We start from the raw sequence: 17,892 nt of genomic DNA, 5'->3' as shown, positions 1-17,892 counted from the left end.
GCTTTCTTTTTGGGTTGGGGGATTATAGGGTATTAACGTTATTAAGGTCTTCAAAAGCCTTTTTAAGACGAGTAACAAACGTTTTTTCTCCTTCTCTTAACCAAACACGTGGGTCGTAATGCTTTTTGTTTGGCTCATCGGCCCCGTTTGGATTACCAATCTGTGATTGTAAATAATCTTTTTTGCCTTGAATATAGTCCCTGATCCCTTCTAGGAAGGCATATTGTAAATCGGTATCAATATTCATTTTAATAACACCATAGCCTATAGCCTCACGTATTTCCTCAACCGTCGATCCCGATCCACCATGGAATACGAAATCGATATGGTTGTGTTCCACACCGTATTTCTTAGTGATAAATTCCTGTGAATTTTTAAGGATTTTTGGGGTTAATTTTACGTTTCCTGGCTTGTAGACACCGTGTACATTTCCAAAGGCGGCCGCTATGGTAAATTTAGGGCTTACTTTGGATAGTTCTTCGTAGGCGTAGGCAACCTCTTCAGGTTGTGTATATAACTTGGAATCGTCCACATCGGAGTTGTCCACACCATCTTCTTCACCTCCTGTAATTCCCAATTCTATTTCCAAGGTCATTCCCATCTTGCTCATTCTGGCAAGATATTTTTTGCAAATCTCAATATTCTCTTCTATCGGCTCCTCTGATAAGTCTATCATATGTGAGCTGTATAACGGTTTTCCCGTTTCCTTAAAATGTTTTTCACTTGCATCCAACAAACCATCTATCCAAGGTAATAGTTTTTTGGCACAGTGGTCTGTGTGCAATATAACCGTTGCGCCATAGGCCTCGGCCAATTGATGAACGTGTTTTGCTCCTGCCACGGCACCCAAAATGGCGGCTTGTTGGCCGTCATTTGATAAACCTTTTCCTGCGTTGAACTGTGCGCCTCCATTCGAGAACTGTATAATTACGGGGGCATTTAAACTGGCAGCAGTTTCCAAAACTCCGTTTATAGTGTTCGATCCTATAACATTAACAGCAGGTAGGGCAAATCCTTTTTCCTTGGCATAATTGAAAATTTTCTGTACTTCATCTCCGGTTGCAACTCCTGGTTTAATATTGTGTGCCATATTCTTGTTTTAGTGTAGTTAATTAAAAAGATGGGACAAAAGTAATAAAATAATCAGCTCTAAAAAGGATAATTTATACCTATGTTGAATACTGCGTTGGACAAATTGTAGTCCCTAAACCATCTTTTTGAAGATTCTTCAGCAGGATTATAGGTTTTAAGACCCATATCCAATCTGAATACAAAATAAGTAAAATCGTAACGGATTCCAAGGCCTGTTCCCAAAGCGATATCTGCCAAGGAGCCAAAATTTTCAAAGGTCGCCTTCTCATCGGTAACGTTGTCCAAGGCATTCCAGATGTTACCGGCATCGGCAAAAAGAGCCCCTTTTATATCGCCTACTATAGGGAACCTATATTCCAGATTAAAGGCGATTTTTAAATTAGCTTCGTTAAAGTCGTTTATATTATCGGTCCTTCCTGGTCCTAGGGAATAAGGCAACCAGGCACGGTTGTCGTTAGATCCACCGGCAAAATAACTTCTTACGAAGGGTATGTTGTCCGAATTTCCATAGGGTATTGCAATACCAAAGAATCCCCTAAACGCCAGTACATTGGTCCTTGAAGTGCTCCAATGTTTTATGTAGTCGAATTCCGTTTTTATATATTGGGAAAAGGGTACGTTGAAAACCAGGAGTTTGTCGTCTTCACTGGTGTAGAACGGAATTATTTTGGAAATTCCCGACAATAGGTTTCCGGAGCTTTCCAATTTGAGTCTAAATTGATAAAAATCGTTATCGGCCGTACTGCTTTTATTGTTTTTGGTAAAGGTGTAATTACTTGCAAAAATTAAATTGTTTTCGGTAAGCCTTATTCTTCTTTCCTCAATACTGCTAACATCCTCATAATCTGTTTCGCTGGAAGATACCTCACCATTCAGAATGGCATTGGTAAAGCCAGTGGTACCTTCCGGAATAATCAACTGGAGATCGGTACTGTTATCTATTGTCTCAAAATAATCGGCCAGGGCAGGTTCGGTTTCGTAATTGTCGGCAATTTCATCCAAACTTTCATAGGTACTCTCGTATACGGCAAAAAATCGATCGGGGTTTACGTTGCGGACAAATTGCACATTTAGTAACTCGGCCGTATTCTTTTTAAAATCTGATGGGGACCAATTATAACCAAATACAGTATTTAAGGTTTGTTTGTCCAGACCAATATTCTGTTGAAAACTTGTCCCAATCGATAATTTGGTTTTGGGAAGCATATAGTTGGGTATAATCCGAGATGTTTTAACGAAGGGGAACCAAATTCTGGGTAAGTTAAGGTTGATATCCCCTCCGGTTTCCAAAATATTGAAAAAGCGGTTGTCCGCTATATCCGGATCACTGGAGGCCCCTATGCTTATCCTTCCTGAAATGCTCAGGTTTTCTGCGCCTTTGAATAAATTCCTAGCTTGTAGGGACGGGCTAAACCCTATACCCAAAAATTGAATGTTGGAGTGGGTTACGTCAAAATCGGTACCCAGGGAATATTTAGGACGGGGGGACAGATAAATATTGGCAGTTAATTCTGAAGCCGTACTATCCGCTACGAATTCAATATTGGGATATTTAAAAGTGTTAAGGTTGGTAATCTGTCTATACGTTCTAATTCGGTTAATTTCCCTGTAGATACTGTCCTTTTTTAGGAAAACGGCATCCGTAAGCGTTTTTGGCTTGTAACGCAATTTTCCCTGGTAATAGATCGTGAAATCTCTATAGTCTACCTTTTTTAGGCTGTCCAAGCCATTATTGAAGGTGTAATTGGTGTAAATATTGATCTTCTTAAAGGTATGTACCTTGTATTCCGAAGTGGTAAGGGCATTGTCTGTCCTGGTTTTTAAATCTTCGATATTTAAAAGGATATCCAACTTTTGATTGTTACCCAGTTTGGTAGTATCGCCAATTAAATCGTAGGAAATGGAACTCTCTTGAAAGTTGTGGATTCCCGTGTTTCTAAAAAGATTGGTCAATCGTTCCCTTTCGCTATTAAAATTGTCCAGGTCTATTCGCTGCCCTGATTTTATAAAAGAATTGCTCTTGTTGATCTTATTGATGGAGTCCAAAGCGGCGGAAGAAATATTCGTGGATACCGAGTCTATTAGATAAGGGGCGCCCAGGTCTAACTTGTAGTTCATGATGCCCCGTTGTTTTCTGGCGCTGGTATCTACTTCATAAGTAGTGGAGTTGTTAAAATATCCCTTGCTTTTATAATAGGCATTCAATCTTTGCAATGACCTTCTTGCTCTAGTGGTGTCTATGATCGTTGGAGGTTCCCCAATATTTTTTAACCATACGCTGGCCCCTTTGACCAAAAAAGACTCACCCAATCTTTCCACTTGTTTTTTGGATAGAATATTGATAAGACGCTGTTCCCTTTTATCTTTTTTGTACAACCATGCCTGAAAGGAAGAATCTGGATTTTTCTTGGCCAGGTTGTAAAGATTTAGCCTTAGGGGGTATCCCAATAGGGTGCTGTTGGGTTTTTGAAAAATAAGGCTGTGTATATCTTCATTGGTAACTTTGATACTATCGGCATAAATGAGGTTTTTGGTCAGCAGGAGCTCGTCATCACCAACTCTTTTTATTGCATTGCATGAGGTAATTGCAATTACTAGCAATAATAATCCTATTTTCGTAATGTTTAAATTCATACACGGCCGTGTCCTCATAGAAGTCAAAAATACATTATTTGTATGGTTGTTAAAAGCCAAATAAAATTTATAAAAAATTTACAGCAAAAAAAGTACCGAACGCAAAACAAGTTGTTTGTGGTGGAGGGGATAAAGACAGTTCGGGAACTACTTAATTCTTCCTTGAAGGTCTATAAAGTATATGTTACGGACAGCACAGTGTTGGAGCTTGAGGGGGATTTTGTTGAGGTGATAAGTGATGGGGAATTGAAAAAAATGAGCGGATTGTCCACTCCAAATAAGGTCTTGGGCGTATTTCATTTTCCCGTACCGGGACCATTGGATTTTTCTGACTGGGTCATTGCTTTGGATGATGTTCGGGATCCCGGAAATTTGGGTACTATTATCCGTCTTTGTGATTGGTTTGGGGTCAAGACCCTACTATGTTCCTCCAATTCCGTGGATAGTTATAATCCTAAAGTCCTACAGGCTACTATGGGATCCATAAGCAGGGTTAATATTGTGTATGGGGATTTGCAAAGAATTCTTAGTAATTCCGAGGTTCCGGTATACGGGGCATTTATGGATGGTACTGAGGTTTATCAGGAGAAATTTCCCAAAAAGGGAATATTGGTTATGGGGAATGAGGCCAATGGGGTGTCCGAAGCCATTGAAGCCTTAATTGGTAAAAAAATTAGCATTCCACAATTTGGCCCCAAGACTACCGAGAGTTTAAATGTGGCAACCGCTACTGCTATTCTGTTAAACGAAATTAGAAGAGGGTAATTTTCTACTCAAAGGTGAAATTAATAAACAGCCCCCTAGTCATCATGGCCTCAATATTGCCAGTCCAAGGGCTATTGGGGTCATTGTCACGTACCAATTCATCATTAATGGCAAAAACTCCTCGGATGGAGGGAGTAAACTTGAAATATTCCAAATAAAAATCGATCCCAAAACCCATTTCGTAGTAATATGTGGTCTTTTTCATCCGGAAAGTAGCACTGCTGTTGTCGTCCAAACTTTGTTCATTACTGCCCAAGTTTAACGAGGTAGATGCCCCGCCAACAAGAAATGGTTTCCAGTTCCCCAGTCTTTTGGTACTGACCTTTAGGAGCAATGGAAAATTAATATAGGTCGACTTTACCTCCCTAATGGCATCCCTTTCATTATCAAATCCTGGAAAACCTAAATTTCTCTGGTTGTAATGTAATCCTGGTTCAAATCGAAGATCCAAAAATTTGTTGAGACGTAGTTCCCCAATGAGCCCTACATTAAATCCAAAGGATTTGTCCACCAAAATATCGGGTAGATCGTCTTTGTATTCAAATTTAAAATCATATTGATTGAAGCCTAGAAAATATCCCCAATTTAGTAATGGCTTGTCCTCATTTTCAAGGTTCATTACGGGTTTTTCATTGAACTGGGCATTGGACGTGTTGCCTAGTGCACAAAAAACAATTAAAAGAACAAAAATATTTTTCATATTTTACTTTGTAGCTACGTATATGGAGGCAACCCCAAATGTTTGGGGTCTATTGTCTATACCTATAAACCCAATTTTGGCCAAAATATTGTTGAACTGTTGTCCGTGCGGAAAAGCAGCTGCAGATTCGGATAAATAGGCATAGGCACTACGGTCTTTGGAAAATAACTTTCCAATGGCCGGTAGGATAAATTTGGTATAGAATTTATAACCTTGTTTATAGGGTGTTTTTGTGGGAATGGACGTTTCCAGAACTACAAATGAGCCTCCGGGCTTTAAGACCCTATATATTTCCGCGAGGCCTTTTTCAAGATTTTCAAAATTGCGGACACCAAAGGCAACGGTAATGGCATCAAAGGAATTGGCTTCGAAGGGCAGATTTTCACTGTCACCAACAATCATCTTTATGGTGTCTCCCAGATGTTTTTCCAAAATTTTTCTTTTTCCTACTTCCAACATTCCGGGGGAGATATCCAAACCAATAATTTCTTTGGCTCCTGTTTTGGTCATATTAATGGCCAAGTCGCCCGTTCCAGTAGCTATGTCCAAAATTTTTGTAGGATTCTTTTCGGAGACTATGGATACTACGCGCTTTCTCCATTTAATATCTATTCCAAAAGATATAACCCTATTAAGTCCATCGTAATTTCCGGAAATAGTATCGAACATTTTTGTAACCTGTTCCTTTTTGCCTAGCGTTGAATCTTTATAAGGGGTCACCTTTTTATCCATAATCATTAAATTTTTGGTAAAGATACTATATAGACCTAAAGTTATACTTCTAATTTTTACAATAAGAGCTGACCTCTATTTGTTTAACCGGCATATTTTAGAATACAACCCAATTTAATTATGTAATTTTGTCGCGCTTACATTCAGATTTTAATTGAAATATGCTTTATCAAGCTTCTTTCCTATATGGGAAAAATGGATTTAATTCGGAATTCGAAAAGGAGTTATACAAAGGAAATAGATTTGGTTTATAATTAAATTTAGGTGACTTAAGGCGCAAAACTATAACAACAGGGAATTAACCATTAAGTATTGTGTACCTCGGTCCATGAAAAACAATTTATATAACAGATGAAAATTATTATTGCAGGGGCTGGTGAAGTAGGTTTTCATTTGGCTAAATTACTGTCCTATGAATCGCAGGATATTACTCTGATAGATACCAATAAGGATAGTTTATCTTATGCAGACAGTCATTTGGATATTAGGGTGCTTAGGGGAGATGCTACTTCCATCGCCATTCTAAAGGATGCGCAAGTGGAGAAATCCGACCTGGTCATTGGAGTAACGTCTTCGGAGACCACAAATATAACCTTGTGTATGTTGGCAAAACAATTGGGTTGTAAACGAACAATAGCCCGTATTTCCAACGCTGAGTTTATACATAATAAGGAAGCCATTAGATTTCCGGACTTGGGTATCGATGAGCTTATTTCCCCAGAGGCTTTGGCCGCTACTGAAATACAACTTTTATTGAATCAATCCGCATTTAACAATACTTACGAATTTGAGGAGGGTCTTTTGATAATGGTAGGCGTGTCCTTGCCAGGTACCGCACCTTTTGTAGGTAAGACCGTAAAGGAAGCTGCAAAGATATTTTCTGAGCTACATTTTATGCCCATCGCCATTCAAAGGATGGGTACCCAATACACTATTGTGCCAAGGGGTGATACTGTTTTTAAGGAAAATGATCAAGTGTACTTTATAACTTCCAAAGCGGGGTTGGATGAACTATACAAACTCACCGGTAAGGAGAAAAAGGAAATCAAAAACGTTATGATACTTGGCGGTAGTAAGGTGGGATTCAAAACCGCAAGGGATCTTTGCAGAAATAGGTTTAATGTAAAGCTTATAGAGAAAAATAAGGAAAAGGCCTTTGACTTGGCAGATGAACTGCCCAATGCCCTTATCATAAATGGCGATGGCAGAAATGTAGAGCTGTTGGAGGAGGAAAATTTGGAGGCCATGGATGCTTTCGTAGCTGTTACCGGAAATTCTGAAACGAATATAATGTCTTGCTTGGTGGCTAAATCCAAGAATGTTAAAAAGACAATTGCCCTAGTGGAGAACATGGATTATTTTCAATTATCCCATTCCATAGGTATAGATACCCTGCTCAACAAAAAACTGTTGGCTGCGAATAATATTTTTAGGCATATCCGGAAAGGCGAAATAGTAGCGATGACCCGGCTGAATAATTTAAATGCAGAGATTTTGGAATTCATTGTTAAGCCAACATCCCAAGTAAACGGGCAAATAATTAGGGAGCTGGAATTTCCTAGGGAAGCTACCATTGGAGGGGTAATCCGGGACAATCAAGGGATTATTGCCTTAGGAGGATTTAGAATTACTGAGGGAGATAGGGTAGTGGTATGTTGTTTACCAAGTGCCATTCCAAAAATTGAAAAGCTATTCCTATAGTATGGGCCTAAATTCGAAAATTATCTTTCACCTCATGGGATTGCTATTACTTTGTAATGGTTTTTTTATGATTTTAGCTGCAGTGGTAAGTGGAGTTTATGACGATGGGGCTACTTTGGATATTACCCTTGCGGCCGTGGTTACAATGCTTGTAGGTGTTTTGGCCATGTTCTATACGCGAAATCACAAAAAAGAGGTTAAACGAAAGGAAGGATACATCATTGTTACTTTTGGTTGGTTGGTCATGTCCGCATCGGGGATGTTGCCCTATCTTTTTTCCGGGTCCATTCCGGACGTTACCAATGCCTTTTTTGAAACCATATCCGGATATACTACTACCGGTGCCTCGGTTGTGGACGATATAGAGGCTTTACCGGAAGGGATCTTATTGTGGAGGAGTTTAACGCATTGGATCGGGGGAATGGGGATTATAGTTCTTGCTATTGCTATTTTGCCACTATTGGGTATAGGGGGAATGCAATTGTTTGCCGCGGAGGCTCCTGGGCCAAGTGGGGACAAATTACATCCTAGGATTACGGATACGGCCAAGCGACTTTGGTTGATTTACTTTAGTTATACTGTGGCCGAGACCCTATTGTTGAAATTGGCGGGAATGTCCTTTTTTGATGCAGTAAACCATTCTTTGGCAACCCTTTCCACTGGGGGATTTTCTACCAAAAATGCCAGTATGGCCTATTGGAACGATCAGCCCATGATACAATACATTGTTATTTTGTTTATGTTTTTGGCCGGTAGCAATTTTGTATTAAGCTATTATGCCTTTAAAGGCAAAGTGCAAAAAGTGATTATGGATGAGGAATTTAAATTCTATTCCATCTTTATTTTTTGCTTTACCATAGTGGCCAGTTTGGTAGTTTATTTTCAGGCCAATGTACCGGTGTCCGATTTTCATCCCATGGTATTGGGGGAGTGGGAAAGCGCATTTAGGCATACCTTGTTTCAAGTGGTCTCGGTAATTACGACTACCGGCTTTGTTACCGCCGATTTTACTTCGTGGACGCCTTTTTTGACCATATTCTTTTTTGGACTGTTTTTCCTTGGGGGCTCTGCCGGTTCAACGGCAGGAGGTATCAAGGTGATGAGGCACTTGCTTATTATTAAGAATGGTCTGCTGGAGTTTAAGCGTACACTACATACCAATGCTATTATTCCTGTTAGGTATAACAATAAGACCGTACCCGAAAATATCGTGTATAATATAATTGCATTCTTTGTACTCTATATGTTGCTTTTTATTATTGGATCCTTGGTACTTGGTGCACTGGGATTGGACTTTGAAAGTGCTGTAGGAGGGGCAGCATCCTCGCTGGGTAATGTAGGTCCGGCCTTGGGGACATTAAATCCTTTGGTCAATTTTAACAGCCTTCCGGCTTTGGGGAAATGGTGGTGTGGATTTCTAATGCTTTTGGGTAGGTTGGAGCTGTTTACGGTATTGATCCTGCTTTCGCCTTATTTTTGGAAACGTACTTAGGATACAAAAAAAATAATAAAAAAATGGACGTCGGTTAGGACGTCCATTTTTTTTATGTGTCTAAAGTCTGTATTATAAAACAGCCTTTATTCTAGCTATTGCTTCCCTTAGTTCCTTTTCGGAAGCAGCGTAAGAGATACGTATGCAATTAGCGTTTCCAAAGGCTTCACCGGTTACGGTTGCTACATTTGCCTTTTCCAATAGGTATAGGGCAAAATCGGAAGCATTATTGATCAATGTCCCGTTAATTGTTTTTCCAAAAAAGCTGGAAATATCCGGAAATACATAAAATGCTCCCTCAGGGACATTAAGGTTAAATCCTTTTATTTCTCCCAATAGTTCCAATACAAGATCACGTCTTTTGTGGAATTCGTCTATCATAAATTTAATGGAGGATATAGGTGCATCTAGTGCGGCTATGGTAGCGCGCTGGGCAATGGAATTTGCACCACTGGTAATCTGGCCCTGGAATTTGGTACAAGCCTTGGCAATCCAATCCGGACCTCCTATGTATCCTATACGCCATCCGGTCATTGCAAATGCCTTGGAGACACCGTTTACCGTAATGGTGCGGTCGTACATGCCTTCAATGTTGGCAATACTAACATGACCTCCCCTGAAATTGATATGCTCATAAATTTCATCGGATACCACAAAAATATTGGGATGTTTTCTCAATACTTTGGCCAAACCTTCCAATTCTTCCTTGTTGTAAACAGATCCACTTGGATTACAAGGGGAGCTGAACCACATCATTTTGGTCTTAGGGGTAATGGCCTTCTCCAATTGTTCCGGTGTCATCTTAAAATCGGTGTCAATGCTCGTGGGTACTTCTACGGGCACACCCTGGGCCAATTTCACAATATCGCTATAGCTTACCCAATAAGGAGCTGGAAGAATAACTTCATCGCCGTCATTGAGCATTACCATCGCTATATTGGCCAAAGATTGTTTTGCTCCAGTAGAGACTACAATCTGGTTAAGGCCATAAGTAAGTCCATTGTCCCTTTTAAATTTATTGGCAATGGCCTGCTTTAAATCGGCATAACCATCCACAGGAGAATAGCTACTATAATTTTGGTCTATGGCCTCTTTGGCGGCTTCCTTGATAAAATCAGGGATGTTAAAGTCAGGTTCTCCTAGACTTAAGCCTATGATATCTTTACCTTCATTTTTTAATTCTCTGGCTTTAGCGGCCATAGCCAATGTGGCCGAGGTGGACATGGAATTGATCCTATCGGATAAATGGTTCTTCATTTTTCTGTTATAATTTACTGATATTGTAATTTGGGTTTTTTGCCCAGTTCCTTTAGATGTTTAAAGTGCGAAATTATAGCTTTTCTTGTAGTTTTATATTCGTTGTATGGTAAATTAAATTCATTTGCAGTCTCTTTAACAATTTTGGCAATTTTTGTGTAATGAATATGACTGATGTTCGGGAAAATATGATGTTCCACTTGATGGTTTAATCCCCCTGTAAACCAGTTTACTACACGGTTATTAGTGCCAAAATTTACAGTGGTGAACAACTGGTGAATGGCCCAGGTATTTTTCATGGTACCGTCCTTTTCAGGTAGTGGTGTTTCCGCTTCGTCCACAACATGTGCCAATTGAAAAACTACGCTCAGTATTACTCCGGCAACATAATGCATTATGAAAAAGCCTAAAAGAATTTTCCACCAGGCAATATCCAGAAATACCATAGGTACTATGATCCAAACGGTTATATATATTAACTTGGTGACTACCAGCATACTCCAGTTCATAAATGGATTTGGAAACTTGCCATAGGCCAATTTTCTTTTGGTATAGCGGTACATTTGCTGAAAATCCGTAGTTATTGCCCAATTGAATGTAAGAAGGCCATAAAGGAATATGGAGTAAAAATGCTGAAATTTATGGAATCTGTGCCATTTGGCATGCTTTGAAAACCTCAAAATCCTTCCTGCTTCCAAATCTTCATCGTGTTCATGGATATTGGTATAGGTGTGGTGCAGCACATTGTGTTGTACCTGCCAGTTGTAAACGTTGCCGGCCAGAATATAGATACTGCCTCCCATTAGTTTGTTTACCCATTTCTTGTTGGAATAGGAACCGTGGTTCCCGTCGTGCATTACATTCATCCCAACTCCCGCCATGCCAATGCCCATGGTAATGGTGAGTAATAAATTGGCCCAATTTGGAAGTCCTAGGGTTAGAATTAGAAAATAAGGTGCCAAAAATAAGGCAAACATTACTGCTGTTTTTAAGTGCAATTTCCAGTTCCCTGTCTTTTTAAGGTTGTTTTCTTTGAAATAATCATTAACGCGCTTATTTAGGGTTTTGAAAAATTGGGCAGAGTCTTTTCGTGAAAATCTTATGGGTCTGTTCTCCATGATTTAATTTTTTGTAAATATACGGTAAATCGAGCCCAAATTAAGTATAACTGCTTGGTTAAAACTTAGGCCATGCCTATTAAAGTGCTATTTTTGCAAAAATTTAACTAAACAAAATGGACTACACAATTATTTATAAATATTTTCCGGATTTAACCGATTTGCAGAAACAGCAGATTGAAAAATTGCAACATTTGTACCAGGATTGGAACGTAAAGATAAATGTGGTTTCCAGGAAAGATATAGATGAATTGTATTTAAGACATGTGCTACATTCAATGGCAATAGCCAAATTTATAAAATTTAATCCCGGGGCAAAAGTATTGGACGTAGGAACCGGAGGTGGATTTCCTGGGATACCCTTGGCTATTTTGTACCCCGAGACCCATTTTACACTGGTCGATGCCATAGGGAAAAAAATCAAAGTGGTGCAGGAGGTTGTGGCGGGGCTGGAAATTGAAAATGTCACTGCGGTTAATTTAAGAGTGGAAGAAATTAAGGGGCAGTTCGATTTTATTGTTAGCAGGGCAGTAGCGGCCATGCCAACTTTTACACATTGGGTGAAAGGTAAAATAAAAAAGAAATCGGAACACGAACGGAAAAATGGAATCCTGTATTTAAAAGGGGGAGACCTGGAAGAAGAATTAAGGGATTACCGTACCGTGGAAATCTATAATCTTTCGGAAATTTTTGAAGAGGAATTTTTTGAAACCAAAAAGTTGGTGTACTTACCCGTAAAATTTAAGGGCTAATTCTATAGGCTTAACATGTGGTAATAAGACTCCCTACAGGTTTTGGCATAGGCCTTTATGTAATTAGGGATATTTCTAAATGAAAAACTTTTTGCTTTACTCTGTGTTTTGTTTTCTATGCTTTCTTTCATGGTCACTTGCTTTAATGTTAACTTTAAATTGACTGTAAATTTACAATAACTTAACGTTAAATTTACATTATAATTGTGTGAAAGATGCTTTAATTTATGTTAAATCTATCCTTTTGCCTAGGTTTATTCCGATAATAATCGTTTTTGGGTAGCCGAAATTATCAATTTTAAAGTGTAGGCCATGGGCATATGATTGCCTATAGTGGGTGGAACTTTATAATAAGCAAGGCCCGTATCTGCTACTTGCAGATACGGGCCTTTACAATATAGTTTTATAACCTTATCCCAAGAACGGGTATCTGTAATCTACTGGGGTTACAAAAGTTTCCTTTATTAACCTTGGGGATACCCAACGCAAAAGGTTTTGGGCGGAACCGGCCTTGTCGTTGGTGCCCGAAGCCCGTGCTCCACCAAATGGCTGCTGTCCTACAACGGCACCTGTTGGTTTGTCGTTAATATAAAAGTTGCCGGCACAGTTCTGCAATGCTTTGGTTGCTTCGGCAATAGAATAACGATCTCCAGAGAGTACGGCGCCGGTAAGTGCGTATTCGGAGGTGCTATCTACCAATTTAAGTGTCTTGGACCAATCCTTGTCCTCATACACGTAAATGGTGACCACAGGGCCGAAAAGTTCGGTTTCCATGGTGGTGTATTTTGGGTCGGTGGTTACAATCACGGTAGGCTCTATGAAGTATCCCTTGGATTTGTCATAATTTCCGCCCACATAAATTTCGGCATTCTTGTCCTGTTTGGCCTGGTCAATGTACTTGGCCAATTTGTCAAAAGAGGCTTCATGGATAACGGCTGTAATAAAGTTGCCCATATCCTCTGGAGAACCCGGTTTGTTGAACGATTCCACATCGGTTTTTACAAAATCCAATATTTCCTTGGAGATAGATTTTGGAAGGTAAACCCTGGAGGCGGCACTACATTTCTGGCCTTGGAATTCGAAAGCACCCCTTACAATGGCAGTTGCAACCTGTTTTGGGTTGGCGGTAGGATGCGCTATAATAAAATCCTTACCTCCAGTTTCGCCAACAATCCTAGGATAGGTTTTGTATTTGTGGATATTGTTTCCAATCTGTTTCCACAATTCCTTAAATACATGGGTGGACCCAGTGTAATGGATTCCGGCAAAATCCGGACTGTCCAAAGCTATTTTTGTAATCATTACAGGATCTCCGTAAACCACATTTATAACACCATCGGGTAGCCCGGCTTCCTTAAAGATATCCACGATTACCTTAGCAGAAAACACCTGACTGTCGCTAGGTTTCCACAATACCACATTTCCCATCATTGCAGCACTTGCAGGAAGGTTTCCTGCAATTGCAGTAAAATTAAATGGGGTTATGGCGTAGATGAAACCTTCCAATGGACGGTATTCTACCCTGTTCCAAATACCTTCTGCAGAATCTGGTTGCTCCTCGTAGATCTGGGACATGTATTCCACATTGAAACGGAGGAAATCTATAAGTTCACAGGCAGCATCAATCTCGGCCTGATGTATATTTTTTGATTGCGCAATCATAGTTGCGGCATTGATTTTTGCCCTATATGGTCCCGAAATCAATTCCGCGGCCTTTAGGAATATGGCAGCACGTTGTTCCCATTCCAAATCTGCCCATTGTTTCCTAGCTTCTAAAGCGTTGGATACGGCATTGGACACATCTTCCTTGTTGGCAGTATGGTATTGGCCAACTATGTGCTGATGATCGTGAGGAGGGGAAATGGTTCTGGTATTTCCAGATTTTACATCTTTTCCGCCTATATACATGGCAATGTCTGCGTTGCCATTGAAATAGGCACTGTATTGTTTTAGTACTTCATCCCGCTCTGGAGTGCCGGGGGCATAACTTTTAATAGGTTCGTTATATGCCGTGGGGACTTGAAAAAATCCTTTGCCCATGATAATTATTTTTTAAGTTCAAATTATCGGCAAAGGTACTAAATGCATTAGCGAAAATAAAACTAAGTGCTAAGTGAATTTTGGGGTATGGTGAAAGAATACTAATATTAAGTTGCGGGAATCACGGATATTATTGTTGATACGACGCACTGCATTTTCCATAATGTAACATCATGGAAATATTAGTTAGTAAAAAAGGGTTTGCAATTTAATTTAATGCAAAGGGGGCGCTAAATTTAAAAGTAGGGATGTAGACCCTAAACTTCTCGGAATTATTAATGCTGACCATGTTGTAATGACCCTTCATGGCCCCAATGGTTGAAGCCAATAGGCACCCAGAGCTGTATGTGTGCGATTCTCCAGGTTTGATAACCGGCTTTTTCCCAATTACCCCTTCGCCGTCCAATACTTCCAATTCATTCAAGGAATCATAAATCTGCCAATGACGTGATGTTAATTGAACAGAATCCTTGCTTTGGTTTTCTATAGTTATGGTATAGCCGAAAGCAAAATGCATTTTGTAGTTCTTGAAGAAAGTTCCTTCAAAACTGGTGTTTACCGAAATTTTAATGCCTTTTGTTACCTGTGTTATCATAAGATCGGGTTCTAATATGTAAATAAACTTCCTGTCGTAAGCATTAAAACCTATAATGCCATCAAAACAAAAAATACAGTATTTTCAGATACGTATTTAACTGCGGTTATCAATCTACTTTGCTTAAAGGAATTCCACATTGTTTTACAAAGATAAAGAGCAAATATTACAATTTATCTTAAAATTATAATTCATTTTAATAATGAATATTGGACCTCTAAAAAGCAATTAGTCAGCAAGATAAAGAACAACTACAAATTATAAAAGTTAATGTAGATATAATCGGTGTAATTATATTTATTTCTGATGTAAATCAATACAATTTGTTTCTGCACAATGGTCCAAGGGCTATAATTGAAAATTCGTGCTGGTTCCCTATTTATGTATTAAGGGTCTCTTCAAAATTAATAATGACATTAGTACTATTGTTTCGCTGGATTATTATTTTATATAATCTCAGTAAAATTTATTTAAGCTGAAAAAGAGAACTAATAATGAATATTGAATTATTTTTATTTGTATTCGAGTTTTAATTGTAGAAATTTGTCAAAAGGTATTATGATAATTGAAGGTGTAAAGAAGGTTCTGGTACAAACTTGGTCGAGTTTCGGGCGGTTAGTTGTCTATGTTCGGCAACATCCTTTTAAATCGGTGCTTTTTGCAGCTATTGCAGGATTTTGCAGTCTGTTTTTACTTTTCCTGCTTATTTACCTAGGTGCGTTTGGGAAGTTACCGACCAAGGCCTATTTAAAAACCTTAAAAAACCCTGTAACCTCTACAATCTATGCCTCCAATAAAGAGCCCATTGGGTATTATTATCTTCAAAATAGATCAAATGCCGATAGTTCACAAATAAAACCTGCCCTAATACAGGCACTTGTGGCCACCGAAGATTCACGGTTCTACGAGCATAGGGGGATAGACTACAAGAGTTATGCAAGGGTATTGATAAAATCCATCATTTTGCAGCAAAATGCAGGAGGTGGCAGTACCATCACCCAACAGGTGGCCAAAAATTTGTTCGGTAGGGAGAAACAGTTTTTCCTTTCTACGCCCATCAATAAAATCAGGGAGATATTTATAGCCAGAAGACTGGAAAGTATTTATGATAAAGAGGATATTATATTGCTGTACTTCAATACGGTTTCCTTTGGTGAAAATGTCTATGGAATTGAAAAAGCGGCCTTGCGCTTCTTTAACAAAGCCCCTGAAGAACTTACTTTAACCGAGAGTGCCACCCTGGTAGGTCTCTTAAAGGCACCTTCCTATTATAATCCAAGAAATTTTCCTGAAAGGGCCGAACAGAGACGTAATGTGGTACTGTCCCAAATGCTTAAATACGATTATATTACCCCTGAAACTTTTGAAGAAGCCCAGACTCCCCTGAAATTGGATTATCAGACCCCAAAGAAGGTGTCCTCCTTTTCTGCTTATTTTAAGGATTATGTAGCAACGAAGTTTGCTTTATGGGCTGAAGACAACCCTGCTCCCGACGGTCATACTTACGATTTGGAGGCAGACGGGTTAAACATTTATACTACTTTAAATACGAACATACAGAAATATGCGGAAGCTGCCCTGCATAGACAGGTGGACAATCTCCAGAAACTTATGGATACGTATTGGGCAGCAGCAACTACAGAGGGTGGTAAAGAGGTGCTACTCCAAAAATTGGTGGATCAAAATAGCGAAGTAAAGCAAATGCTACAAAGGGGTAGGACCAAGGAGGAAATAGCAGCCTTTGTAAAGGAAAAGCGGAAAAGAAAATATTGGGTAATCGGCAAGGGGTATGAAGAACAAATGCAGTCGTTGGAAGATTCTATAGCAAAAAGCATCAATAGATTACATGCCGGGGTTATAGCGGTCAGCAGTAATTCTGGTAGGATAATGGGCTATGTAGGTGGTATCGATTACGGATTTAGCCAAATAGACAATGTTGTTACGCCAAGACAGGTCGGCTCTACTTTTAAGCCTATTACCTATTTGGCGGCTTTGCAGGCAGGGGAGGACCCGTGTAATTATTATGACAATAATTTAATAACATATTCCAAATACGAGGATTGGAGACCGCGAAATTCGAATAATAAGTATGGGGGCAGTTATTCCATGCATGGTGCCTTGGCAAATTCTATAAATACGGTTTCGGTGACCCTTCAACTGAGGACCGGTACGGAGAGGGTTTTGGACCAGGCAAAGAAAATGGGTATAGGCTCGGAACTTCCGAATGTGCCATCCATTGTATTGGGCACGGCCGATATCAGTTTGTTGGAAATGGTAACTGCATATGCCAGTATTTCCAATGGTGGAAACAAAATAAAACCTTATGCCATTGATCGTATAGAAGATGAACAGGGCAATGTTTTGTTCGAAGCAAAACCACGGTACGAAGGAAGGGTAGCTAGCTCCGAAAACATTAAGGCCTTGCAAAAAATGATGGAAGGTGTTATTCGGAATGGCACGGGGTCGCGTTTGTTGGGTTATGAGATTCCTTTTAATATTATAGGAAAGACGGGAACTACCCAAAATAATGGCGATGGCTGGTTTATTGGTTGTTCCCCGGAGTTGGTTGTAGGTTCTTGGGTGGGTACCTTTGACAAACGGGTGCAGTTTGCATCCACGAGTATGGGTTCTGGTGCCAATACAGCCCTGCCAATTGTAGCCTCCATATTTAAGAATTTGAGTTATTGGAAAAGACCTTTGCTCACCAATTTTGAGTACGATTTTGATTATTTTCCCTGTAGGCCTTTTGTAGAATCCAATGCGAAGGAGGCTTATGAGTTGGCTCAAACAGATTCTACCTATTTATTGGAATTGAGAATTAAGGATACCCTTGCCATATTAAAAGATAAACCCGTGGAAATTGATAGTGTACAAGGTATTTTTCCAGGCGAGATGCCCCTGGATTCCATTGCAAAGGATAGCCTTACTATCGGCATCGATATATCCAATACAAATATTGATTAGGGATGTAGCTACTACTATCCAGGATTTGTTTTTGGCAATGTTAATAAGAA

13 protein-coding genes are annotated in these 17,892 nt (G+C 39.5%); 5 read left to right on the top strand and 8 right to left on the bottom strand.

All coding sequences use genetic code 11. The features are described 5' to 3' along the window. Positions 1-22 precede the first annotated feature (22 nt). Both fbaA and MWU82_RS11840 read right to left on the bottom strand, forming a co-directional pair. The gene (fbaA, locus tag MWU82_RS11845) at positions 23-1,090 is read right to left on the bottom strand and encodes a class II fructose-bisphosphate aldolase (protein ID WP_215946292.1); all 1,068 of its coding nucleotides are present in this window, start codon (positions 1,088-1,090) and stop codon (positions 23-25) included. A gap of 59 nt (positions 1,091-1,149) precedes the next feature. Further along, positions 1,150-3,693, bottom strand: a complete 2,544-nt coding sequence (locus MWU82_RS11840; protein WP_348646986.1) for a BamA/TamA family outer membrane protein — start codon at positions 3,691-3,693, stop codon at positions 1,150-1,152. A gap of 75 nt (positions 3,694-3,768) precedes the next feature. Here MWU82_RS11840 and MWU82_RS11835 point away from each other — a divergent pair, with 75 nt between their 5' ends. After that, the gene (locus tag MWU82_RS11835; protein WP_247096527.1) at positions 3,769-4,491 is read left to right on the top strand and encodes an RNA methyltransferase; all 723 of its coding nucleotides are present in this window, start codon (positions 3,769-3,771) and stop codon (positions 4,489-4,491) included. A 4-nt stretch (positions 4,492-4,495) separates the two neighbouring features. Here MWU82_RS11835 and MWU82_RS11830 read toward each other — a convergent pair whose 3' ends face one another. Further along, positions 4,496-5,191 carry a porin family protein gene (locus MWU82_RS11830; protein WP_215946295.1) on the bottom strand — a complete coding sequence of 232 codons (696 nt, stop codon included), beginning with the start codon at positions 5,189-5,191 and terminating at the stop codon, positions 4,496-4,498. 3 nt (positions 5,192-5,194) lie between these two features. Beyond that, complete coding sequence (ubiE, locus tag MWU82_RS11825; protein ID WP_215946296.1) at positions 5,195-5,923, bottom strand: bifunctional demethylmenaquinone methyltransferase/2-methoxy-6-polyprenyl-1,4-benzoquinol methylase UbiE; 729 nt, start codon at positions 5,921-5,923, stop codon at positions 5,195-5,197. 351 nt (positions 5,924-6,274) lie between these two features. Here ubiE and trkA point away from each other — a divergent pair, with 351 nt between their 5' ends. Further along, positions 6,275-7,624, top strand: coding sequence for a Trk system potassium transporter TrkA (trkA, locus tag MWU82_RS11820; protein WP_215946297.1), 1,350 nt, complete (start codon positions 6,275-6,277; stop codon positions 7,622-7,624). A 1-nt stretch (position 7,625) separates the two neighbouring features. Further along, positions 7,626-9,116, top strand: a complete 1,491-nt coding sequence (locus MWU82_RS11815; RefSeq protein WP_247096548.1) for a potassium transporter TrkG — start codon at positions 7,626-7,628, stop codon at positions 9,114-9,116. 72 nt (positions 9,117-9,188) lie between these two features. Here the strand turns inward: MWU82_RS11815 and MWU82_RS11810 are convergent, their stop codons facing one another. Continuing rightward, positions 9,189-10,373, bottom strand: a complete 1,185-nt coding sequence (locus tag MWU82_RS11810; protein WP_215946299.1) for a pyridoxal phosphate-dependent aminotransferase — start codon at positions 10,371-10,373, stop codon at positions 9,189-9,191. 14 nt (positions 10,374-10,387) lie between these two features. After that, positions 10,388-11,491 carry an acyl-CoA desaturase gene (locus MWU82_RS11805; protein WP_215946300.1) on the bottom strand — a complete coding sequence of 368 codons (1,104 nt, stop codon included), beginning with the start codon at positions 11,489-11,491 and terminating at the stop codon, positions 10,388-10,390. A gap of 116 nt (positions 11,492-11,607) precedes the next feature. Between MWU82_RS11805 and rsmG the strand changes: the two genes are divergently transcribed. Continuing rightward, positions 11,608-12,243 (top strand): 16S rRNA (guanine(527)-N(7))-methyltransferase RsmG, encoded by a 636-nt coding sequence (rsmG, locus tag MWU82_RS11800; protein WP_247096526.1) that lies wholly within the window; start codon positions 11,608-11,610, stop codon positions 12,241-12,243. 411 nt (positions 12,244-12,654) lie between these two features. On the opposite strand, the gene pruA is transcribed toward rsmG, so the two are convergent. Next, the gene (pruA, locus tag MWU82_RS11795; protein WP_247096525.1) at positions 12,655-14,283 is read right to left on the bottom strand and encodes an L-glutamate gamma-semialdehyde dehydrogenase; all 1,629 of its coding nucleotides are present in this window, start codon (positions 14,281-14,283) and stop codon (positions 12,655-12,657) included. A gap of 208 nt (positions 14,284-14,491) precedes the next feature. After that, a complete protein-coding gene (gene apaG / locus MWU82_RS11790; protein WP_085495565.1) occupies positions 14,492-14,878 on the bottom strand; it encodes a Co2+/Mg2+ efflux protein ApaG in 387 nt (128 codons plus the stop codon). 543 nt (positions 14,879-15,421) lie between these two features. Between apaG and MWU82_RS11785 the strand changes: the two genes are divergently transcribed. Further along, entirely contained in the window at positions 15,422-17,842 is a 2,421-nt protein-coding gene (locus tag MWU82_RS11785) for a transglycosylase domain-containing protein (protein WP_247096524.1), read from the top strand. The last annotated feature ends 50 nt before the right edge of the window (positions 17,843-17,892 follow it).

The sequence above is a fragment of the Arenibacter sp. S6351L genome (assembly GCF_023016025.1).
Taxonomy (GTDB): Bacteria; Bacteroidota; Bacteroidia; order Flavobacteriales; family Flavobacteriaceae; genus Arenibacter; species Arenibacter algicola_B.
The sequence above is the reverse complement of the archived record's forward strand: the minus strand, read 5'-3'. Positions and strand labels throughout refer to the sequence as shown.

Excerpts from the sequence above, each read along its gene's own strand:
- fbaA (WP_215946292.1), bottom strand. The coding sequence starts at position 1,090 with ATGGCACACAATATTAAACCAGGAGTTGCAACCGGAGATGAAGTACAG.
- MWU82_RS11835 (WP_247096527.1), top strand. The coding sequence starts at position 3,769 with ATGGTTGTTAAAAGCCAAATAAAATTTATAAAAAATTTACAGCAAAAA.
- MWU82_RS11830 (WP_215946295.1), bottom strand. The coding sequence starts at position 5,191 with ATGAAAAATATTTTTGTTCTTTTAATTGTTTTTTGTGCACTAGGCAAC.
- ubiE (WP_215946296.1), bottom strand. The coding sequence starts at position 5,923 with ATGGATAAAAAGGTGACCCCTTATAAAGATTCAACGCTAGGCAAAAAG.
- trkA (WP_215946297.1), top strand. The coding sequence starts at position 6,275 with ATGAAAATTATTATTGCAGGGGCTGGTGAAGTAGGTTTTCATTTGGCT.
- MWU82_RS11815 (WP_247096548.1), top strand. The coding sequence starts at position 7,626 with ATGGGCCTAAATTCGAAAATTATCTTTCACCTCATGGGATTGCTATTA.
- MWU82_RS11810 (WP_215946299.1), bottom strand. The coding sequence starts at position 10,373 with ATGAAGAACCATTTATCCGATAGGATCAATTCCATGTCCACCTCGGCC.
- MWU82_RS11805 (WP_215946300.1), bottom strand. The coding sequence starts at position 11,491 with ATGGAGAACAGACCCATAAGATTTTCACGAAAAGACTCTGCCCAATTT.
- rsmG (WP_247096526.1), top strand. The coding sequence starts at position 11,608 with ATGGACTACACAATTATTTATAAATATTTTCCGGATTTAACCGATTTG.
- pruA (WP_247096525.1), bottom strand. The coding sequence starts at position 14,283 with ATGGGCAAAGGATTTTTTCAAGTCCCCACGGCATATAACGAACCTATT.
- apaG (WP_085495565.1), bottom strand. The coding sequence starts at position 14,878 with ATGATAACACAGGTAACAAAAGGCATTAAAATTTCGGTAAACACCAGT.